The sequence below is a fragment of the Hymenobacter telluris genome, assembly GCF_017313265.1.
GTDB lineage: Bacteria > Bacteroidota > Bacteroidia > Cytophagales > Hymenobacteraceae > Hymenobacter > Hymenobacter telluris.
Window position 1 is genome coordinate 26,012 of sequence record NZ_JAFLQZ010000009.1, and the last position, 22,503, is coordinate 48,514.

A 22,503-nucleotide genomic window follows, 5' to 3' on the forward strand; every position below is an offset into this window, starting at 1 on the left:
GCCTGCTGAGCTACCAACCTTTCGCCGCTACGCGGCTAGTCCGCGACTTGGGTTAGCTAACCTGCTCTGCCACGCTTACCTCATACGGCAGGTTCATGGCCGACTGGCTGGCTAGCAGCGTTTGCAACTCCTGGGTGGCCCGGTGCCACTCCGGAACTGAGAGGCGGCTACCTAGGGCCGGGGTGAGGTGCACCCGAATACAACGCACAAACCCCTCGGTGGGGGTGGTGCCGTTGCGGAAGCCTTTCTCGATATGCACTTCCTTGAGCTGGCTGCCTAGTTCTGCCCAGCACGCTGCCCGAATATCCTCGAGCGTTACAATACGGTTGCGGCTGAGGAGGTTTTTGCGGAGCGCGTGTACCCGCTCTTCGGGGCGAGGCCGCTCCCGGCCGCCGGTGGTGGTGGTGAGCAGTTGCACCCCTTCCAGGTAGTGGCCATCGTAAACGAGCAGCCGGGTACCCGTTGGCAGCCGATTACCCGCTTCCCCGTCGCTCGACCAGTACTCCAGGTACACGCTGTCGTTGGCATCACGGGGGCGCAGCATCACGTAGGGCGCTGGGTCGGAGGCAGCTTCCGTATCGGTCTGGTGGAGGCGTTCTTCCAGGCGCGACAGGTTCTGATTCAGCTCACGTAGCGTGTGGGCCACAAAATCGGTGCCGGTGGCCGTGAAAGCGCGACTCTCGTCACGCAGTAACTCCAGCAGTTCTAGCAGCGCCTCTTTGCCTGAGCGGGCATCGAAGCGGCCTGCGCCATACCGTAGCGTGTAGGTATCGGTGTCGTGTTCCTCTAAGCTGCTGAGCGTGGTAGAGCGAAACACCACATTGCGCAGGCTGTACACGTCTTTGATGGCCAAAAAAGCTTCTTCCGATACTAGCGGGAAGATGTTGAGAGCCGGCTGCAACCGGAAAAGCTGCTTGTTAAGCCGCCTGTTCAGCACCGGAAAGCAGTTTAAGCCGCACGTTAGCGTGTGCAGGGCCTCGGGCGGCAGCGCATGAGAAAAGCGTACTTCCAGCCATACCAAGGGCTGCGTAAACGTCTGGGTTATTTCCGGGGCGAAGTGGCCGCTCAAAGCCGCCGGGAAGGTTTCACGCGGGTAAAATTGTAGCTCGGTGGCAGGGGAAGGCTGCAAGCGTACAAAGCTGGGCGCGTACAGGTTGCGCACGTGCTGTTCCACCCGTTGCAGAAAATCATATTCCTGGTGCAGAAGTGGCATATCGTCACTTACCGCCGGACTTAGCCCCTGTGCTACCGACAGCATCCGGTCGGCAAGGCGCCAGGTTTCGCCGGGCAGATAGCTCAGGTAGGTTTCACGCCGGGGCTCATTCAGCCAGTCGAAATAAAACATCAAGCCAGCCAACGAAACAACATCGGGGTGTAGCTCCAGGCCCAGCCACAGCCGGCGATACTCAGCAGGCTCCGGTTGGCTGGCAGTGGCTACGGGGCGCTTCTGGCCGGCTGCTTCCACCCGCCATACCTGGTCGTCGGTGGCCAGATAGCGCACGGCTCCTTCAGTGAGGCGGGTAGGTTGCAGCGGCGAAAAAAAGATGCCGGTTCCGGCGGCGGCGCGGCCCGCGCTGGGCCGCTGAAACAGAAACTGCGCATCGGCTGGTAACTGCAAATGCGGTTCGCGGGGCTGCGCCTGCGCAATGGCGTGCGCCGGCCGCGGGGCATCTACCACATCAGGGTTCAGCAGCCCCGCCAAGCGCTCCACCAGCCGGTATTGCGTGTTGTTGATTTCCTGCCCAATCTTCTCTAGTTCCACTGCGCAGGCTTCCAGCAGCAGCTGTACCAGTGGGTCGAAACCTTCCATATCGGCTTCACTGTAGCCCCACATTTCGGCCGCTTTCTGCGTGAGGCGGCTCTTGATACCGGCTTTGGTGAAATCCTCGGAGAACTGCATGGAAAGTAGTTAGGAACTAGAAGCTAGAAGTTAGTAGCGAGAAGAAAGTAGGCAGTGGAAGTTGGCAGCGAGAAGTGAGAGGCAAATATTCTGTAGCACAGAGATTTTACTTCTAGCTTCCTTCCTCACACCACTGATAACGGGGCCACGAATAGGCTGGCGCGAAATGCAAAGGGCTCGTTGGTGCGGTGCAGTACGGCGCGTACCGTTACCTCCAGCCGCTTACGAATGCGCTGGTTGACGCCTTTCATCTCGAAATCCTCAATGCCAACCAGCACTTTCACTTGCTCTAAGCGCGGTTCTCGCTCGGCAATGCTTTGCTCCACGGAGCGTTGCACATTGTCTTTCCAGCGCATGTTGGTCATGGCTTCAAAGTCCTGCTGCCACACCACGCAACCGAAATTGGGGTCGAAGCGCGACTCGCCGAAGTGAGTGGTAAGCATGAGGTACAGGTGCTGCGCAACAGACTCCTGCGCCGAACAACGGGCCAGGGGCCGGCGCTGCAACAACTCTTCGAAATTCAGAGGCAGACGGTAGTACTCGTTGCTCATAGAAAACGCGCTTGGCGCACAGCTGACCTTACTTATAACCGAATATGCCCCGCTTGCGGCCCAGTTCCTTGTCGATGGAGTCAATCATTTTTTCTACGCTGGCTTTCATATCCTCGGAGCTGGGGTTTTGCAGAATGGCTACGAAGCCCTTGCGCGACTGTTCCAGCATTTCCTTGCGCTGCTCTTTGCTCATACCCGAAGCGCGCAGCCGCAAACAGTCGGCATTTGCAAAGTTCACCTGGTCGGACAGCAGGGCCACTTGCTCGTTGCTGGCTATCAGGCGCCGTTGCAAATCAGATGCCCGGCCTCCACCGCCGTTGCCCCCGCCCCCGCCGCCGCCACTGTTCATTACCGGAGCAGGGCGGTTGGCCGCCGCCGCCTGGTAGGTGGCCAGCAGCTGTTTGGTTTGGGCCAGTTCGGCGGCTAGCTGTTCTTTGCCCGATACATCAATACCGCTCTTGTTGAGGGACTGCCGCAGAAAATCCACGGTGTTGCGGTTGCTGCGGAACAGGTCGAAGTCGCGGAGTACATTGTGGGCCAGGCGCTTGTTGGTTAAGAACTGCATCTTGGTGGAGTCGCGGCGTAGTTCGCTCAGCGTCACCGCAATGGCATTCAAATAGTCTTGGCTGCGTTTGTTCAGTTCGCCTACTACCAGGTCGTTGCTTTCGGTGCGGAGCTGCCGGTCGGTGAGTTCAATGCGCTGCAAATGGCCGGTGAGGGTGTCCAACTGCACCAACAGCTTGTGCTGCTCGTCGCGGGTGCGCTCTAATTCGCGCTTGAGTTTCTGGTTTTCATCGGCAATAGAACCATCCGAAAACAGGTAGTAAGAAGCCAGCAGCGGCAAGGCTAGCGCCAGCACATAAAAGACAGCAAATTTCCAGAGACGAGTCGTGCGTTCGGCGTGGTTGAGGGGCTTCATGTGGGAGGGAGCAGTAACAAGCGAAAAACGAACTTAGAACGGATTCCACCGCGTAACGGGCTTTTCCGGTGCGGCAGCCGGAGCTACAGGATTCTCGTTGATGAAAGTCTTCCAGCCTTCTTTGTTTTTGCCAATATACTCGAGCTGCGTGAGCTGGCGGAACACATTGGCCACCAACTGCCACAACGCGTACTGCTGGGCCAGGTGCTCATGCACCCGGTAGTGGTCGTAGCGCATGGTTACGGCGGCGCTTAGGGCATTGAGCAGCGTAGCCGGCAGTGTTTCCGACCACTGTTCGAAGTATTTCAACAACTCTTCCCGCTCGGCTTCGGTAAGGCAGTCGATAGCCGTTTTCACTTGCTTGGCAATGCGCAGCAGCGTATCGAGCAACTGAATGGGGGGGTGCTCGGCCGCGCTTAGGTGCAGCGTGGTCAGGTGCTGGGCCAAGGCAAATACGGTGCGCTCGGCCAGGGTCTGTACCTGTGCGCTGAGGGGGCTTTTTTTGTCCGTCCGCAGCTTCACTTTATGAATAATCTTGAAGCCGTCGGTTTCTATTTCCTGAAGAATATGCTCTAGTTGGTGCAGCCATTTTAGCAGCGCCGGATGGCTGGTTAGCGCCGTGCTGGGCGGAATAAACTCCTGCACTGGCCGCAGCATTCCTTCGGTGTACAGCAACTCGCCTACCACCAAGTGAAACGAGCTGACATCGGTGTTGCTTACCTGCTGCGTGGGTACCACACTTAGCTTATACTCCGGGCGGGTGTAGGGGTGGCGAGGCGGCACCTCCTCAGGGGCTGGCGGCCCCATCGGTACCCGCACATACGGATTCACCGACACCACGACGCTGAAGCGCAACTGCTCGGTAGCCGCCGGTAGATTAAAGTCACTCAGTAATTGAGCGAGGCTGGTGCGTAAAGTAAGCGGTGCGCTGCCCCCGGTTATTTCAATGCGGGCACCGCCGGCCGTTACGGCCCGGCAATGGGTGAGGCGTGCCTGGATGCCCTGCTGCTGGTCTACGCTGAGCAGCAGCTCGAACGAGGACAGGCCGTGCGGGTCGGAGGGGAGCAGGCCGTAGCGGTGGGCGCTTAGCCCTACGGCCGTGGCATCACGCAGGTGCTCGGTAGTAAATTGTTCAAGCTCAGTGAAATGGCGGCGGGAAATTTTCATTCCATCAACCCAGTTCACGGGGTAATGCTTGATTTCGGGTAGCATATAGAAAAGTGGAAAGACAAAGAATAGATTGCCCGGCCAATGGGAAAGCATTGCCGAGTGTCGGCGGCCTTAGCGAAGTACGCGCTGAGCCACGATAATGTCGCCTTGTTTCAGGAAATTGTCGCGGAAGCTGTAGTCGGGGTTGATGTAGCGGCGGGGCTTCCACCAGCGCTGCTTCACGTAGAATATCCAACCGTAAGGCCGCGCCTGCTCGTCCAGATACTGAATGGCCTGGTCGGGCTTGAGCACGTTGTAATCGGTCAGGAAGATCTGAAACAGGTCACTGAAATGCATTTCATAGGGTGCTTTCGACGAAAAATCGTGGTAAAGTGACTCGCCGTAGCGCCGCGACATCCAGAAGTGCACCACCATGAAGTTGTTTAAATCCATGCGGGCCAGGTCGGGGCCCGGCGCGTTGGCCTGGTAGTGCCACAGTTTGTAGTGGCGGTGCGGAATCTGGCGCCAGCTCCGGTAGGCTTCGTAGAAGAAGTAAGGAATAGTAGCGGGCAGCGTGGCCATAATAAACACCGTAGGAGTCATCCGGCCTTCGAGCTGCGGCAGCCATACCAGCAATGCCACGCCCAAAGCACCCGCCAGCCAGCTCACGATGGTCATAACAGTGCCATGTACCCACTCCTCTTCATTGAACCACGGGAGCCACTGCCGTTGCGCATACAAGTGAAAGCAGCCCAGCAGCACGGAAACAACCTGTACCAGCAAAAACGTAACCTTGTACGGAAGCGGGCTGTAGACGGCACCGGCACCCAGTAGCCCAAACAAAAGCAAGCTGCTCAGCAGATACAGGAAAACGCTGATGAAAGTTGGGTTTTGTTGCAGGCCAGAACGGGCGTTGGAAAGCATGCTGTTTGCCGCACTGCGCGCTTGGGCTTCCGGATTGGGAGTCAGCATAGATGGGCTAGCTTTAATCAGTCTTGTAAGAAGTGAAAATCCGATGACCTGTCCACTGAAAAGTACGTATCCGTGGCGTTTCAAGTGACGTGCATTAGCCGAGCAAGTCCCGAACCGTGCTATCTTGCTTTACCCAGTTTTGGGCCAACGGGTTGCTAGCATAGGCCGGGTACCATCCCACAACCGATTGTAAGTTGTCAGAAAAAAGATAGTATGCCAAACCTCGGTGCATTCCAACACTTTTTTGGGCCAGTATCTACCCAGCCGGTGCCACCGCCTCCTGTGCCGGTAGCTACCACTCCACGGCTGTTGTTGGAAAAGCTGCGTCGCCAGCCTTTCGACTTGCGGCTGGAGGTGGTGCTGGCTGATTTGCTGGCCCACGGCTACCGCTTTGATGATTTTGTTGTTCGGCCGGCAAGCCTATTCTCGCGCCGCTACCGCCGCGACATTGGCGCCGTAACCGACGAGCGTACCGAACGGTGGCAGGCACCCAAAACAGCAATTGAGGTGCACCGGGAAGGCCTCTACGATGCCTTGCCTCAACAGCTGTTTCATCAGCCCGGCGACCCTGCACCGCAGCCAGGAGTGCGGGCAATGATAGAGGATATTCAGGCGCAACGCCGCCGTGAAAAGGCCACCCGCCGCTTTTTTCTGCCTTTCGAGCAGGAATTTTATCGTTTTCGGGTGCTGCTAGAGCAGGAGGAGCGCCGATACATGACCAACCTGTCGGCGCAGTGGTACAACGAGGTGCTGGCCCGCTTCTGGGAGTTGGCCGGGCAGCTACCCCCGCGCCAAGTAACCACCTTGCTGTATTTGCTGCCCTTAGCGCACCGCATCGTCGGCGACTTGCCTCGTACGCAGCAGGTATTCGAAAGCGTATTGGAGCTACCTGTTCACCTGCGCACGGTAGCCCCGTTGGAGTTTGCTGTTGAAGCGCTGCAAACCACTGGGGCCACCACGGGCGCCGTGTTGGGCCAAGGGGCGCTAGGCCGCGACTTTGTGCTGAGCGGAGCCTATCAAGAAACACTTCCGGCGCTGGAAATCAGCCTGCAACTGCAATCAACGGCCGAACTCGAAACGTACCTGGCTCCCGATAGTTGGCAGTCCCGTGCGCTGAAGCTGCTTTGTAATTACTTCGTAAGCTTCGAAACAGACACCGTGTTCCGCTACGATATGGCCCCTGCCAGTCAATCGTTCTTGCTAGCAGATACCGGCGAAACGGCTGTATTAGGCTATACAACTGTCGGGTTATAGTGTCTGATATGCTGTAATTGTTTGAGGTATCCATAAAAACTTGCGCAATGGCTTGCGAAGGTGAAAATATAGAAGCCAAGCAAACCAGCTATTCCAGATAATGAACCTGTTTAGGAAGTTGCTGGACCGTCATGCTGAGCTTGCCGAAGCATCTCTACCGCTTTGTCTGAACCGTTGCAACGAAGCGGTAGAGATGCTTCGGCAAGCTCAGCATGACCTCCATTTTATGTTTTTCAGACTTCCTAAACAACTTCAATACGAAAACGCCCCTGGCTCTTATAAACCAGGGGCGTTTTTGCACTAAACCGAAAACGTCTATTGCCGCTCCAGCCTGGCAGCCGCAGCGGCATCCAGAAACCAGTGGATTTCGCCGCTAGTTGGCTCGATAAGCTGCGCGGGATATTCTTCGATGTTGCGCGAATCTTCGAGGATGTGTTTCACAGCTTCGGCTTTGTCTGCACCGAAAACCAGGAAGGCAATGGCTTGCGCCTGGTTGATGAGCTGGGCCGTTAGTGTAATCCGGTCGGCTTGTAGCTCCTCCACATACACTTCCTTGGCTCCCACGGAATCGTCGTGGAGGACGGGGGTGTGGGGGAAGAGTGAGGCCGTGTGGGAGTTGTCGCCGAGGCCGAGCAGCACCAAATCGAAGCGGGCGTTTTCGTTGCCGAAGTGCTGGTTGATGGCCTTGGTGTAGGCCACAGCGGCTTGCACCGGTGGCAAACTGGTATCCACCGGAAACGTCTGGGCTGCATCAATTTGCAGGGGCTCGAACAGCGCGGTTTTGGCCATCAGGTAGTTGCTCTGCGGGTCGGTGTGCGGCACGTTGCGCTCATCCCCGAAAAAGAAATACACCTTGGTCCAGTCCAGCTGGTCTTTGTAGGCCTCGGAGGCCAGCAGTTCGTACAGTTTCTTGGGTGAGCTACCGCCCGACAAGGCCACCGTAAACCGGCCCTGCGCGGCAATAGCCTGCTGGGCTGTGGCCACAAAGTAATCAGCCAGTTCGCGCAGGACTTCGGTGGTGGCCGGAGAAATATGCAGTTTCATTAGGCCGTTTTTTTCTTGTTGTTGAGGGGAAGCGTGAACCAGTGAAACCCGTCGCGGGCAATGAGGGCTTCCGCCGATTCGGGCCCCCACGAGTCGGCGGAGTAGTTGGGGAAGTTGAGGCTCTTGCGGTTCTGCCAGGTATTAAGAATCGGCATAATCAGGTCCCAGGCTTCCTCCACTTGGTCGCCGCGCATAAACAACGTCTGGTCGCCGAGCATGGTGTCGAGCAGCAGCGTTTCGTAGGCTTCCGGCGCCTGGTTGGTGTAGGTGCCTTTGTAGTCAAATACCATGTCCACGGTGTTCAGCACCATATCGAGGCCGGGGCGCTTGGCCTGCACCTGCAACCGGATGCTCATTTCGGGCTGAATGCTGATGATGAGGCGGTTGTGGCTGATGTTGTCGGCGGCGGCGGCCGGGAACATGAAATGAGGTACGTCCTTGAACTGAATGGTAATGACGGATGCCGACTGGTGCATGCGCTTGCCGGTGCGCAAATAGAACGGCACGCCTTGCCAGCGCCAGTTGTCCACAAAAAACTTCACGGCCGCGAAGGTTTCGGTGTTGGATTCCGAGCCCAGCTCGTCGCGGTAGCCGGGTACTTCCTTGCCTTCAATCCAGCCGCCGCCGTACTGGCCGCGCACCGTGGACAGGCGCACATCCTCGGGCGAAAAACGGCGCATAGCCCGCATGACGTCCACTTTGCGGTTGCGCACTTCCTCAGCGCTGAAGCTCACGGGCGGCTCCATGGCCACAATGCACAGCAACTGCAGCAGGTGGTTCTGAATCATGTCGCGCAAAGCGCCCGAACCGTCGTAGTAGCCGGCCCGCTCACCGGCCCCGAGCTGCTCGGTTACCGAAATCTGCACGTGGTCGATGTAGTTGCGGTTCCAGGTGGGTTCCAGGATGGAGTTGGCAAACCGGAACGCCATGATGTTCTGCACCGTTTCCTTGCCCAGGTAGTGGTCGATGCGGTAAATCTGCCGCTCGTTGAAGATGCGCGTCAGGAGCTGGTTCAACGACTTCGCCGACTCCAAATCGTGGCCAAACGGTTTCTCAATTACAATGCGGGTGCGTTCGGCATCCTTGGTGAGCTTGCTCTTGGCCAGGTTTTCGGCAATGATGGGGAAGAAGTTGGGGGCCACCGCCAGGTAGTAGATAACGTTGGCGCGGGTATGCCACTCGGTTTCGTGCTGTTGAATCCGGACGCCAAACTCCTTGTAGGTTTCGGCGTCGTTCAGGTCGGAAGCCTGGTAGAACAGGCTCTTCGAGAAGATGTCCCACTGCTCGGACTTCACCTTACCGCTGCGCGAAAACTGGTTGATGTCCTTGAGCAAATTGGCGCGAAACTCGTCGTCTTTGAGCTTGGTGCGGCCCGTACCGATGATGGAGAACTGCTTGGGCAGCCAGCCTTCCAGGTATAAGTTGTAGAGGGCCGGGGCCAGCTTGCGCGCGTTCAGGTCGCCGGTACCGCCAAAAATGACGAAGATGGTCGGCTGCATTTTCTCGTTGCTATTCATGCCAAAGGCTCGGTTTTCGGGTTTGGTTTTTAGCTGTTGGTGTTGGATGTTGGTTTGTGGTAATTGGTTCTTGGCCGGTGGTGCGTCAAATGGCAATTACCCAACAACCAATAACCAACAACCAAAAACTAACAGCTATTTGTTGGGCGTAACGGGTTCCTCGCGCGTGCCTTCTTCCACCTGCGCATCTTCCTTGTTTTCAGCGTCTTCGTGCTTCGGTGTCCACTGGGTGTGGAACACGCCTTCGTGCCCAATCAGCTCGTAGGTGTGCGCCCCGAAATAGTCGCGCTGGGCCTGAATGAGGTTGGAAGGCATCCGGGCGCTGCGGAAAATATCGAAGTAGCTGAGCGCGGAAGCATAGCCTGGTACGGCAATGCCGGCCGCTACGCAACTGCTTACCACTGTGCGGGCGCCGGGCACCACTTCCTGCACCAGGCGCTGCACCTGCTGGTCGAGCAGCAGATGGGCTAGGTCGGGCGTGCTCTGGTAGGCGTTGAAAATATCGTTCAGGAAGCTGGACCGGATGATGCAGCCGCCGCGCCAGATTTTGGCAATTTCGGCCAGCTGCAGCTCGTAGCCATACTCCTCGGAAGCCTTGGCCAGCATGTGCATGCCCTGGGCGTAGCTGATCATCATGCTGAAGTAGAACGCCTGCTCCAGGCTGGCCAGGAACTCGTCCTGGTTCACGTTTAGCGCGGCCTCGTCGTTCTGGCTGTACAGGCCGGCCAGCTGCTCCCGCAACGCCTTGAAGCGCGAAGCGTCGCGCATGGATACGGCCGTATCGATGGTGGGGATGGGGGCGGTGAGGTCCATGGCAATCTGGGAAGTCCATTTGCCGGTGCCTTTCGAGCGGGCTTCGTCCTTGATGTCGTCGAGCAGCAGGTGGTCGGTGTCGGGGGCAATGTACTGGAAGATGTCTTTGGTAATGTCGATGAGGAAGGACTGCAACCGGCCCTCGTTCCACCGGGCGAATACCTGTCCAATGGCCTCGTTATCGAGCTTCAAGCCTTTTTTCAGGACTTCGTAGGTTTCGGCAATCAACTGCATCAGGCCGTACTCGATGCCGTTGTGCACCATCTTCACGAAGTGGCCCGCCGCGCCCGGCCCGATGTAGGTTACGCAGGGTGCGCCATCCACTTTGGCGGCTACGGCTTCCAGCATGGGCCGCATGGTTTCGTAGGCTTGCTTGTCGCCGCCGGGCATCATGCTCGGGCCGAACCGGGCACCTTCTTCCCCGCCCGAAATACCCATGCCGAAGAAGTGCAGGCCCTCGGCTTCCAGCGCCTTGTCGCGCCGCTCGGTGTCGGTGAAATGGGAGTTGCCGCCGTCGATGATAATGTCGCCCTGGCTGAGCAGCGGCCGTAGCTCCTCGATTACGCTGTCCACTATTTTGCCGGCGGGCACCAGCATCATAATGGAGCGGGGCGTTGCCAGGCTCTGAATGAACTCGGGAAGGGTGGAAAAGCCCTGTACGGGCAAGCCTTCTCCCTCTTCGGCCAGCAACTGCACCTTGCTGGCGTCTTTGTCGTAGCCGGCTACCGCGAAATCATGGTCGGCGAGGTTGAGGAGAAGGTTGCGGCCCATCGTTCCGAGGCCAATCATGCCGAACGAGTAGTTGGTTGGCGTTGCGCTCATTGTATTCACTGGGTTTAAGAGCCAGGCAGTGCCCGACGGATGTTGAAGCAGAAGAGAAAGGAGCGCCAAAAGGTACACGCCTTTTATTGAATAGAATTGAGTTCTACTGTTATAATACCGTCATTGTTTAGGAAGCAGGAAATTAAGGCCCCAGCCGTGCTACGGTAGGTCAGACTGCCGCACCTCAGAGTACAGGACAGTTAGCGGCTGTTTCACTGCTTTCTTGGCTATACCTTCCACCTGCCGTTTTCGGTAGGTGGGCGCAGCTTTTTGCCCGGTGCGTTGTTCTTTGCTTTCCGCCAACTCCAACCTTTTCCTGCCCATGAAAACAACCTTCGCCCTAACCGTTCTGAGCGGCTTGCTGCATTTCGGGCTGAGTGCGCAGGCCCAACCAACCCTGGCCACCGGCGCGCAGAAACCTATGGCCGCCGCCGAATGGATTGACGAAGCCACCGGCCACCGTGTGGTGCGCCTGACCCCGCTGAGCGGTAGCAACGCTAGCTTCTACTTCCACAACAACCCATTCGTGAAGCAGCGCAGGCGGGAGGGCGACCAAATGGTGTATTATCACACCAGCCCCGAAGGCAAGCAGCTCTACACCGTAAACCTGAAAACCCGCAAAAGCGAGCCGCTGACCCGTGCCTTTGCCCAAGTGAGCGGCGAAATAGTGGCCCCCAAGCGGCGGGAGGTGTTCTACCAAACCGGCGACTCGGTGTACGCCACCCACCTCGACACCAAAAAAACGCGCCTGATTTACGTATTCCCCCCCGATTTCCGGGCCACCATCACCACCCTCAACGCCGACGAAACCCAGCTGGGCGGTACCTGGTCTACCAACGAGGAAAAGGAAATCTACCGGAAATACCCGGCCAAGAGCGACTATTTCAACCGCATCTACGAGGCCAAGCTGCCGCGCACTCTGTTCAGCGTGGGCGTAGACAACGGGCAGCTGACTAAGATTTTCACCGACAAAGCCTGGCTGAACCACGTGCAGTTTTCGCCCACCGATCCGCAGCTGCTCATGTTTTGCCACGAAGGCCCCTGGCACAAAGTGGACCGCATCTGGACCATCAACACCGAAACCAAGGACGTGAAGCTGGTGCACAAGCGCACAATGGACATGGAAATTGCCGGCCACGAGTTTTTTGCGCCCGATGGCAAAACCATCTGGTACGACCAGCAGCTCCCGCGCGGCGCCACGTTCTACGTAACCGGCACCGACCTGAAAACCGGCTACGAGCGGAAATGCCAGCTGGACCGCAACGAGTGGTCGGTGCACTACACGATTTCGCCTAGCCAGCAGCTATTTGCCGGCGACGGGGGCAACGAAACCGCCGTGGCCAAAGCCCCCGATGGCAAGTGGATTTATTTGCTGCGGCCCGAGGGGCTCAAGTTCAAGTCGGAGAAGCTGGTGAACATGAAGCAGCACGACTACGCCCTGGAGCCGAACGTGCACTTTTCGCCCGATGAGAAGTGGATCATCTTCCGCGCTAATTTCGAGGGGGAAAGCCAGGTGTACGCCGTGGAAATTGCCAAAAAAGCGCTGTAGATGACGAGCAGACGAGAGTTTCTAGCGGGCCTGATGCTGGCCCCGTTTGCGCGGGCCGCCGGGGCCATGAGCGGCTACCAGGCCGGCCGGCTGCTCGACTTGCCGAAGGGCAGCCTATCGAAGTTCAGCCGGCACCTCAAGCCCGTAGGCCGGGCCCTGGAGCTACCCGACTGGTACGTGTGGTGCAACTCGCCCATTTATGGCCCCGACGGCAAGGTGCACGTATTTTTCTCGCGTTGGCCCAAGGCCAAAGGCATGGGCGGCTGGATCAATAGCTCGGAAATTGCCCACGCCGTAGCCGATTCGCCTACCGGACCTTTTGAGTACCTCGAAACGGTGCTGGCACCGCGCGGGCCGGGTTTTTGGGATGCCACCACCTGCCACAACCCTAGCATTCAGTTCGTGGACGGCAAGTATTGCCTGTTTTTTATGGGCAACTCCAACGGCAAAACCGACACCAAGCGCATCGGCCTGGCCATTGCCGATTCGCTCAACGGCCCCTGGCAGCGCCCCGACCAGCCCCTGCTGCAACCCGGCGACACCGGTGCCTGGGACGACCATTGCACCACCAACCCGGCTTTCATCAAGCATCCCAACGGGCAATACTGGCTGTACTACAAATCGTGGAACACCCAGGACTACCTCACGGCCCCCGACCCCACCATCCGGGGCAACCGCAAATACGGCCTGGCCGTGGCCGACAAGCTGGAAGGCCCCTACGTGAAGTACGCCGGCAACCCCGTCATCGACTTCTCCCGGCAAGGCAACAACAAGCAGTTCGAGGATGCCTTTGTGTGGCGCGAAAACAACCGTTTCAAGATGCTGGCCCGCGACATGGGCGTGTATAACCACGAAGTTGGGCTGTACCTGGAATCCAGGGACGGTAAGGAGTGGGCGTTTCCGAAAGTGGCCTACCTGCCCCTGCGCGAGTACGGCGTGCAGGAGCCACCCGCCCCCCAAAACCTGAAGCGCTACGGCCGCCTGGAACGCCCCCAATTGCTAATGCGCAACGGCAAACCCGAGTACCTGTTCGGTGCCTCCCAAGGCGGCCAGGCCATGACAGCCTCGGCGTTTGTGTTCCGGATTACCTGATGCCCGTTTTGTAGTAAAAGACCGTCATGCTGAGCTTGTCGAAGCATCTCTACCGCTTCGTTTTTACATCAGATTTACCATTGCGGTAGAGATGCTTCGACAAGCTCAGCATGACGGGCTGGTTTGTTTTCCATTACATTCTCCACATACTTCATATGCGCCCCAAGCTCTTCCTGCCATTCCTGCTCGCTCCTTTTGCCTCCCGCGCCGACGTAACCCTGCCGGCCCTGATGACCGACAACATGGTAGTGCAGCAGAAAACCAACGTGGCGCTCTGGGGCTGGGCCGCGCCGGGCGAGGCCGTAACCGTAACAGTGGGCTGGCAAAAAGCCCCGCGCAAAGTGGTGGCCGATAAGGACGGCAACTGGCTGGTGCGCGTGCCCACGGGCAAGGCCGGCGGGCCCTATACCATTAAGGTGCAAGGCAACAATCAGCTCACCATCAACAACGTGCTGCTAGGGGAGGTGTGGCTGTGCTCGGGGCAGTCGAACATGAACTTCCCGGTAACCAAGCGGCCCAACAGCGGCTCCTACACCGGTATCATCAACGCGGCGGAGGTAATTCCGAAAGCCAATTACCCCAAAATCCGAATGTTCACGGTGGTGCAGAAGGTGGCCGATACGCCCCAGCGCGACGTGCAGGGCAGCTGGGTGGTGTGCAGCCCCGAAACCGTCGGCAACTTTTCGGCGGTGGCATACTTTTTCGGGCAGGAGATTCACGAGAAAACCGGCGTGCCCATCGGCCTGATTCACTCCTCCTGGGGCGGCACGCCGGCCGAGTCCTGGACCCGCAAAGATGTGCTGGAGCGCAACCCGGACTTCCAGCCTATTCTGACGCGCTACGAGCAGGGCCTCACCCAGCGCCCCGCCTACGAAACCGCCCTAGCGGCCTGGAAGCAGGAGCACGACGCCAACCCCCAGGCCACCAGCCCAAAGCCCGTTGAGCCGCTGAGTGCCACCAGCAATAAGTCGCCGTACAAGCTCTACAACGGCATGATTAAGGGCCTGGAACCGTACACCTTGCGCGGCGTTATCTGGTACCAGGGCGAAAACAACGCCGAGCGGGCCTACCAGTACCGCAAACTGTTTCCGGCCCTGATTGCCAACTGGCGCCAAGATTGGCAGCAGCCCAACCTGCCGTTCTACTTCGTGCAGATTGCGCCCCACCGCAGCCAGAACCCCGAAATCCGCGAAGCGCAGCTCCTGACCATGCAAACCGTGCCCCACACCGGCATGGCCGTCATCACCGATGCCGGCGACTCCCTGGACATTCACCCGCGCAACAAGCAGGTGGTAGGGCACCGGCTGGCTTTGTGGGCGCTCAGCCATGAGTACGGCCAGACCAAGCTGCCGTATTCCGGCCCCATCTACGAGGCTATGAAGGTGGAAAACGACAAGGTGCGCCTGCAATTCAAGTACGCCGATGGACTGCAAGCTCAGGGCGGCCCCTTGCGCCGGTTCACCGTAGCTGGCCCCGACAGCGTATTCGTACCCGCGCAGGCGCAGATTGAGGGCCGTACGGTGGTGGTGTGGAGCGACAAGGTGAAGCAGCCGGTGGCCGTGCGCTTCGGGTGGAGTGCTGCGCCGATGCCTAACCTCTACAACGGCGCCGGCCTGCCTGCTTCGCCCTTCCGCACCGACGCTTGGCGTACGCCTACCCAAGGCAAAAATTAGTCTTAAGTATAAGTCAGTAGCACTGTATAAGCAAAGGTGAGTGCCTACTTATATAGATGACAATGATGCTAACGTAGCTAGCTCAACAGCCTGCTTGAGTGTAGCTGAAGGCGTATGATAGGTAGGGGGCAAATATATGATATGAAAAATATGTTGTAATGCGGTAAAAGCGGTACGGTACAGGACAGTTGGAAGTGAGTAAGGGAATACTTTTGGGATAAGCTGGGATTTTCATCTCGCCTTTCATCTCAAAATTTTCCCACACCTACCTCCTATATGAACAACAACTACACATGGCGGCGTGGCCAGCTGGTAGCCTGCCTACCGCTGTTGCTACTAGCCGGCCCCGGACTTACGGCCGCGCAGGCCCACCCCGTCAGCAAAACGGTAGCTGATGTGCAACTCACCGGCCGCGTGGTTTCCCCAACCAACGAAGGCATTCCTGGCGTTACCGTGGTGCTGAAGGGAACTACCCGCGGCACAACCACGGGCGCCGATGGTAGCTTCACGCTGGCCGTGCCCGAAGGCGGTGGTACGTTGGTGTTCAGCTTTATCGGGTTTCAGACCCAGGAGCGGAATTTCTCGGGTGCGGAAAAACTTACCATCAAGCTTGCTGAGGATACCAAAAGCCTTGATGAGGTAGTGGTAGTGGGCTATGGCACCCAGAAGAAAGCCGACGTAACCGGCGCTATTGCCTCGTTCAACGCCGAAAAACTAGAGGAGCGTCCCATTGCCCGCGTCGACCAGGCGCTGGTGGGGCAGCTGGCGGGGGTGCAGGTAAAGCAGACTTCGGGGGTGCCCGGCCGGCCCTTTAGCATTCAGGTGCGCGGTGCCGGCTCGATTTCCGCTGGCAACGAGCCGCTGTATGTTATCGATGGCTTTCCGCTGGAAACGGTGGGCGCGAGCAGCAACGGCCGCTTCGGCAGTGGCAACCCGCTCGATAACATCAACCCCAATGACATTGCCAACATTGAGGTACTGAAGGATGCCGCCGCCGCCGCTATTTATGGCTCGCGGGCGGCCAATGGCGTAGTAATTATCACGACCAAGCGTGGCCGGTCGGGCAAGCCCCAAATCAGCGTGAATACCTACATTGGTGGTTCGCGGGCGGCCAAAAAGCTGGACTTGCTAAACGGCGAGGAGTGGGCTGCGCGGGCCACTGAAATCATCAACAACAACTGGGTGCGCTCGACGCCGACTACCCCAGGCGCCGTGCAGCGCACCGCCGACCAAACCACGGCTCAGCGGCGGCAGATTCTGGGTTTGACTGGCAACAATGTTAACCCCGATTTAATGCTGGACGACCGGTGGGCTATTCCCGGCCACCCCGGCCTGCAATACATAGACTGGCAGGACCAGCTCTACCGCACCGGCGTCACCCAGAACTACCAGGTGAGTGCCTCGGGCGCCACCGACAACGTAAACTACTACGTGTCGGGTAACTATAACAGCCAAGAGGGCTTTGCCAAGGGCCTCGACTATAAGCGCTACACCGTGCGGGCCAACGTGGAGGTGAAGGCCAACGACAAGCTGAAGTTCGGCCTGACTATCAACCCCACGTACTCGGTTTCCACTGACCCCGGCATTGAAGGCAAAGACAACCGCTTCCACCAGCTGCTGTCGCAAACCCCGATTGCGGAAGACACGGCTGGCGTGTACACTGGCTACGGCAAAAACGAGGCCTACCGCTGGGGGGTGAGCACGGCCAGCCCCATTGCTGTCATTGAAAACTTCTACGGCGATACTCGCAACTACCGCACGCTGGGCACAGTGTTTGGTGAATATCAGCCTATTAGTGGCTTGGTGCTGCGTTCTTCGTTGAACTTCGACAACAACGAGTCAACCTCGAAATCGTATTCGCCGCCCACCCGCAATCTGCCTACCTCGCTGGCGAGTGGCTCGTACAGCACCTACCGCCGCCAGACGCTGGTAACGGAAAACACGGCAACCTACAGCAAGACGCTGGGCAAGAACGATTTCACGTTGCTGGGCGGTTTCTCCTACAACTTCGCCAAGCTCGACAACAACAGTGCGTCTTCGTCGGGGGGCTTTGTCAACAGCCAGGTGCGCACGCTGAATGGAGCAGTGCTGGTGCAAAGCTCCGGCCCTACTGAGTCGCAGAGCACGTTGGTTTCCTATTTCAGCCGCCTGCAATACGCCTATGATGGCAAGTATTTGCTGTCGGCCAGTATCCGCCGGGATGCTTCGTCGCGCTTCGGGTTTGACGACCGGGCCGGTATTTTCCCGGCCGTGTCGGCAGGTTGGCGCATCTCGCAGGAGTCGTTTATGCAGCCTGTTACGTTCCTGAGCGACCTGAAGCTGCGAGCCAGCTTGGGCTACTCCGGTAACAACACCATCGGCGACTACAGCAGCATTGCCACGCTGGGCGTGTATAACTACACTTTTGGCGGCCTCATTGCGCCGGGCCAAGCCCCCAACAAAGTCGGCAACTCGCGCCTGAAGTGGGAGCGTAACCGCACCGTTGACTTCGGGGTTGATTTTGGGGTGCTGAAAAACCGCGTCACAGTTTCGGCCGATTATTACACCAAAACCAGCCAGGATTTGCTCCTGAACGTGCCTGTACTCACGGGCGCGGGCTTCGGCACCAACCTGGAAAACATTGGGGAGGTGCGCAACAAAGGGTGGGAGCTGGAGCTGAACACCCGCAACCTGGAAGGCGCCCTTTCCTGGACGACCTCGCTCAACGTAAGCCACAACGAAAACGAAGTGGTGCACCTGGGCCCTGGTGATGCTACCATTGAAGTGCCCAACGGCCTCGATACCCCCAGTAACATCCTGAAAGTAGGCTTGCCGGTCTACAGCATCTTTGTGGTGAAGCAAACCGGTATCCTCAGCCAGTCGGATATCGACAACGGGGCAGCCCGCTTTGGCAACCAGACCGCCGGCGACCCGCGCTACGAAGACTACAACGGCGACGGCAAGATTGACGTGAACGACCGGCAGGTGGTGGGCAACCCCAACCCCACCTACACTTTTGGCATTACCAACACGCTGCGCTACAAAGGCTTCGACCTAAGCTTCCTGGTGCAGGGGCAGCACGGCGGCTCCATCTACTCCACCCTGGGCCGCGCCATCGACCGCACCAGCGTGGGCTACAAGGAAAACGCTCTGGGCCGGGTGCGCGACCGGTGGTTCTCGGCCGAAGACCCCGGTGCCGGCGTGAAAGGCAAAGCCACGGGTAGCTTCGGCTTCATCCGTAACACCGACTGGCTGTACTCTTCCAACTACTACCGGGTGCGCACCATCACGCTGGGTTACGACCTAGGCCTGCTCATCAACAAGCGTGTAGCTCAGGGTGCCCGCGTGTACATGACGGCCGAAAACTGGTTTGGGCATGATAAGTACTACGGTGGCCTCAACCCCGATGCCTTGAACACGGGCAACACGGGCACCTTCGTGTCGGGCTCCGACTACGGCGGGTTGCCACTGGCTAAAACCCTGGTACTCGGCCTCAACCTCACTTTCTAACTTTAAGAAGCTGGAAATGAGGAGCTAAGAACTGGAATAAGGCAAATGCCTGTGCTTCTGGTTGCTGTGTTCTGCCTCTTGGCTTCTAACTCCTGAAATCATCCATGAAAAAGATATTCCTCTCCTTATCCCTTGCGTGCGCCCTGATGACCTTGGGTGGCTGCGAAAAGGAACTCGAACAAACCCCGATTTCCAACGGCTCGGTACCAGACTTCTATAAAACAGCGGCCGACTTCGACCAGGCCATGTCGGCCGTGTACGGCTCGCTGCGGGGCTACCCCGACCGTGAAGTGATTCTCTCGGAGTTGCGCTCCGACAACATGTTTGCAGTGAGTTCCATCGGCTCGCGCGACTGGGACCCCATCAACAATTTTTCGGCGGCCCTGCTTACCATTAATCCTTACGTAGCCGATGCCTGGGCGTCGAGCTATTCTACCATCTTCCGGGCCAACACCATGCTCGCGCAGTTGGCTGAGAATGGAGCCGTAACGGGTTCGTTGCGTACCCGTTACGAGGGAGAAGCCAAGTTCATCCGGGCGTTTATGTACCTGGACCTGGTGCGTAAGTTTGGCAAAGTGCCGGTGATTGACCAGCCGCTCATTCCGCAGGAGGTGGCCAAAATCCCGCGCAGCGAAGTATCGGCGGTGTATGCCCTGATTGAGTCGGACTTGCGCACGGCCATTGCCAATCTGCCCATTTCCTACACAGGCACGGGTGTTGGCCTCACTTCGGGCGTGGGCCGGGTAACGGCTGGTGCCGCCAAAAGCCTGCTGGCGCTGATGTACCTCACCAAATCGGGCCCAACCTACGGCATCAACGGGCCCGGCCTGAACAGCAACGAGTACGACAAGGCCAATGTGCTGCTCGACGAAATCATTGCCGGCACGGGTACGGCCCGTTACGCCCTGCAAAGCACCTACGCCAACATCTTCTCGCCGACGGCCGAAAATAACTCAGAAGTGATTTTCGACCTGCAATACATTTCCAATGGCACAGGCAACCTGGGTTCCTCGTTTATGAACGTGGTAGTGCCCGATGCCTACTATACCTCGATTGCGCTGCCGTTTTCGGCCGGCTCGGTGGAAATCAAGCCCTGCTCCAACGACCTGAACAACGTGGCGTATGACACTACTCGCGCCCGCCTCGACATCCGTCGCACCGTTAACATTCAGCAGGGGTATACCTTTCAGAATATCACCGATAGACGCCCGTTTTACAAGAAATACGTGAACGTAGCGGCCAAAGGCAGTAGCCGCACTGACTGGGCGACCAACTTTATTGTGATGCGCTATGCCGATGTTCTGATGATGAAAGCGGAGTGCGAGGTGCGGGGCGTGGGTGGTACGGCTGCCAGTGCTGCTACCCGCCTCACCCCGCTACGCACTCGTGCCGGGCAGCCCGCCCTAACAACTCTTACGCTGCAAGGCCTGATGGACGAGCGTCGCCGCGAATTTGCCGGTGAAAACCTGCGCTGGAACGACCTTATGCGCTCCGGCTTGGCCCTGACCACGATGAACGCCTGGGCGCAGCGTGAAGACCAGCCAGCCCCAAACAATAAAATCGTGCGCCCCATCACGGCCGACCTGTTGCTGCTGCCAGTACCGCAGGTGGAATTAAGTTCGGTGCCTGGGCTATACGAGCAAAATCCAGGGTATTAGTAAAAAATAGTATACAGTAGCACAAAGTACAAGGGCGTCATGCTGCGTCTGGCGAAGTATTCTGAAGTGTGATGAGTGAAAACCACATAGTACAGGATGCCGACCCAGGGGTGGCATGACGTTCTTGTATTTCGGAAAGTTTGATTTGGTGCGGTTTTAGGTGCTGCGCCAGTGAAAAAGGAAAGCCGGTGGTAAACAACTTGTGTAAGCGTTTCTTCAACCTCAAGTCTAGCAAACACATTGTGTTGGGCCTGTACTGGGCCGCCAGTACGCTTGCTGCCAATGCGGCGCTGGCGCAGCTGCCGTCTACCACTCCGGCGCTCTGGCACAACGAAGCGCGCACCCTCCGCTACCGCCCCGACGGTACCGACTTCGTGGTTGAAAACGGCACCAAACGGTTCACCCGCGCCCTGTACAGCACCCATACCGCTTTCCGCGTGGAAACCGGCGACTTACCCGAGTTTGCGCTGTATCTGCCCGGTATGGGCGGCAACTTCAAGTTCGGGTTGCAAGGGGGCAAGCAAAGCAAATGGCTCATCAAAGCCGACCGGATTGTAGCCCGCTACCGGCCCGGCAGCATGCTCTACGAAATCCAGGATCCGCTGCTGGGAACCGGCAAGCTGCAACTGGAAGTGCAAGCCATGGCCGATGCCGAAGGCATGCTTGTCAAGGCGAAGTTCGAGGGCGTGCCAGCGGGGCAGGTGCAGCTGCTGTGGGCGTTTGGGGGCGTAACGGGCAAGAAGTTCAGCCGCGACGGTGACATCGGGGCCGACCCGGAATCCAGCTTCTACCTGAAGCCAGAGAATTGCCAGGGCAACACATTTCAGCTGCAACGCAACGCATTCCGGCTAACGTATGGCGTGCCGCTCCGGAAAAAGGAAGGGGAGGAGAAAGCCCAGATCGAACAACGAAACCTGCTAGGAGTAGTGCCCCCCGGCGCCCAGCTGCGTGTGGCGGATGCCGCGCAACAGGACTCGCCGGAGGAGCTGCTGACTTCCACAGCATCGGCCGCGCCGGTGCTGGCCGGTGCTATGCCGGTGAAGGCGGGGGAAACTATGTATTTCGCGGTGCAGGTACCCCAAACGGCGGCTATGCTGCGCTACGCCGACCTGCCCGCCGCCTTTGCCCGCGCCGAAGCGGCGCGGCAGCAGCTGGCAAACCGCATTCAGGTACGCACGCCCGACCCGTACATTAACACGCTGGGCGGGGCGCTGGGGGTGGCGGCCGACGCCATCTGGCAGGAGCCTGGCTACCTGCACGGCGCCATTGCCTGGCGCATGCCGCTCAACGGCTGGCGCGGGGCCTACACCGCCGACCCGCTCGGCTGGCACGACCGGGCCCAAACGCACTTCCGAGCCTACGCCAAGTCGCAGCTGACCAGCCCCGCCACGGGGCCGGTGGTAATGGATACCACCCTGAATCTGGCTCGCAGCCAGGAAAAGCTAGGCACCAGCGTGTACAGCAGCGGCTACATCAGCCGCAATCCCGGCGGCGACTTCCGGCCCCACCACTACGACATGAACCTGGTGTTCATCGACCAGCTGCTGCGCCACTTCAACTGGACCGGCGACCTGGCTTTCGCCAAGGAAATGTACCCCGTGCTGCAACGCCACTTGGCCTGGGAAAAGCGCAACTTCGACCCCAACAACGACCACCTCTACGACGCCTACGCCGCCATCTGGGCTTCTGATGCCTTGCAGTACAGCGGCGGGGCCGTCACGCACTCGTCGGCTTACAACTACCTGGCCAACCAACTAACGGCCGAACTAGCCCAGCGCCTGGGCGAAAACCCAGCGCCATACCGCCAGGAAGCCGCTGCCATCAAACAGGCCATCGACAGCCGGTTGTGGATGCCAGCCAAAGGCTGGTACGCCGAGTATCAGGATGCCCTTGGCCGCAAAGCGTTGCACCCCGCCGCCGGCCTCTGGACCATCTACCACGCCCTCGACTCGCAGGTGCCCGACCCGTTTCAGGCCTACCAGGCGCTGCGCTACGTGGACGCGGAAATTCCGCACATCCCGGTGCGCGCCGCCGGCTTGCCCGACGACGGCTACTACCTGCTTTCGACCACCAACTGGCAACCCTACGATTGGTCGATCAA

14 protein-coding genes and 1 pseudogene are annotated in these 22,503 nt (G+C 58.6%); 7 read left to right on the forward strand and 8 right to left on the reverse strand.

Annotated elements, in window-relative coordinates:
* Positions 1-52: 52 nt before the first annotated feature.
* From J0X19_RS14200 to J0X19_RS14220, 5 genes are all read right to left on the reverse strand, one after another.
* Complete coding sequence (locus tag J0X19_RS14200) at positions 53-1,900, reverse strand: type VI secretion system baseplate subunit TssF (RefSeq protein ID WP_206985040.1); 1,848 nt, start codon at positions 1,898-1,900, stop codon at positions 53-55.
* 125 nt (positions 1,901-2,025) lie between these two features.
* On the reverse strand, positions 2,026-2,451 hold the full coding sequence (locus J0X19_RS14205) for a GPW/gp25 family protein (RefSeq protein WP_206985041.1): 426 nt from the start codon (positions 2,449-2,451) through the stop codon (positions 2,026-2,028).
* A 28-nt stretch (positions 2,452-2,479) separates the two neighbouring features.
* Positions 2,480-3,370 (reverse strand): hypothetical protein, encoded by an 891-nt coding sequence (locus J0X19_RS14210; protein WP_206985042.1) that lies wholly within the window; start codon positions 3,368-3,370, stop codon positions 2,480-2,482.
* 33 nt (positions 3,371-3,403) lie between these two features.
* Positions 3,404-4,582, reverse strand: coding sequence for a hypothetical protein (locus J0X19_RS14215; protein ID WP_206985043.1), 1,179 nt, complete (start codon positions 4,580-4,582; stop codon positions 3,404-3,406).
* Between the two features lie 69 nt (positions 4,583-4,651).
* Entirely contained in the window at positions 4,652-5,491 is an 840-nt protein-coding gene (locus tag J0X19_RS14220; RefSeq protein ID WP_206985044.1) for a TssN family type VI secretion system protein, read from the reverse strand.
* 267 nt (positions 5,492-5,758) lie between these two features.
* On the opposite strand from J0X19_RS14220, the gene J0X19_RS14225 reads away from it, so the two are divergent.
* On the forward strand, positions 5,759-6,745 hold the full coding sequence (locus J0X19_RS14225) for a hypothetical protein (protein ID WP_206985045.1): 987 nt from the start codon (positions 5,759-5,761) through the stop codon (positions 6,743-6,745).
* Positions 6,746-7,060: 315 nt separating this feature from the next.
* On the opposite strand, the gene pgl is transcribed toward J0X19_RS14225, so the two are convergent.
* The 3 genes from pgl to gndA all read right to left on the reverse strand — a co-directional run bounded on the left by pgl (position 7,061) and on the right by gndA (position 10,941).
* Positions 7,061-7,789, reverse strand: a complete 729-nt coding sequence (pgl, locus tag J0X19_RS14230; protein ID WP_206985046.1) for a 6-phosphogluconolactonase — start codon at positions 7,787-7,789, stop codon at positions 7,061-7,063.
* A complete protein-coding gene (gene zwf, locus J0X19_RS14235; protein WP_206985047.1) occupies positions 7,789-9,306 on the reverse strand; it encodes a glucose-6-phosphate dehydrogenase in 1,518 nt (505 codons plus the stop codon). Before zwf ends, pgl begins: the two co-directional genes overlap by 1 nt.
* 135 nt (positions 9,307-9,441) lie before the next feature.
* Positions 9,442-10,941: an NADP-dependent phosphogluconate dehydrogenase gene (gene gndA, locus J0X19_RS14240; protein ID WP_242582677.1), complete on the reverse strand. Its 1,500-nt coding sequence runs from the start codon at positions 10,939-10,941 to the stop codon at positions 9,442-9,444.
* A gap of 322 nt (positions 10,942-11,263) precedes the next feature.
* Here gndA and J0X19_RS14245 point away from each other — a divergent pair, with 322 nt between their 5' ends.
* From J0X19_RS14245 to J0X19_RS25245, 6 genes and pseudogenes are all read left to right on the forward strand, one after another.
* On the forward strand, positions 11,264-12,490 hold the full coding sequence (locus tag J0X19_RS14245) for an oligogalacturonate lyase family protein (protein WP_206985048.1): 1,227 nt from the start codon (positions 11,264-11,266) through the stop codon (positions 12,488-12,490).
* On the forward strand, positions 12,491-13,582 hold the full coding sequence (locus J0X19_RS14250) for a glycoside hydrolase family protein (protein ID WP_206985049.1): 1,092 nt from the start codon (positions 12,491-12,493) through the stop codon (positions 13,580-13,582). It begins immediately after the preceding gene.
* Positions 13,583-13,737: 155 nt separating this feature from the next.
* Positions 13,738-15,255, forward strand: coding sequence for a sialate O-acetylesterase (locus J0X19_RS14255; protein ID WP_206985050.1), 1,518 nt, complete (start codon positions 13,738-13,740; stop codon positions 15,253-15,255).
* A 276-nt stretch (positions 15,256-15,531) separates the two neighbouring features.
* A complete protein-coding gene (locus J0X19_RS14260) occupies positions 15,532-18,744 on the forward strand; it encodes a SusC/RagA family TonB-linked outer membrane protein (protein WP_206985051.1) in 3,213 nt (1,070 codons plus the stop codon).
* A gap of 104 nt (positions 18,745-18,848) precedes the next feature.
* Positions 18,849-20,402 (forward strand): RagB/SusD family nutrient uptake outer membrane protein, encoded by a 1,554-nt coding sequence (locus tag J0X19_RS14265; RefSeq protein WP_206985052.1) that lies wholly within the window; start codon positions 18,849-18,851, stop codon positions 20,400-20,402.
* A gap of 482 nt (positions 20,403-20,884) precedes the next feature.
* Positions 20,885-21,526: pseudogene (locus J0X19_RS25245) on the forward strand (DUF4450 domain-containing protein); the annotation flags it as partial.
* Positions 21,527-22,503 lie beyond the last annotated feature (977 nt).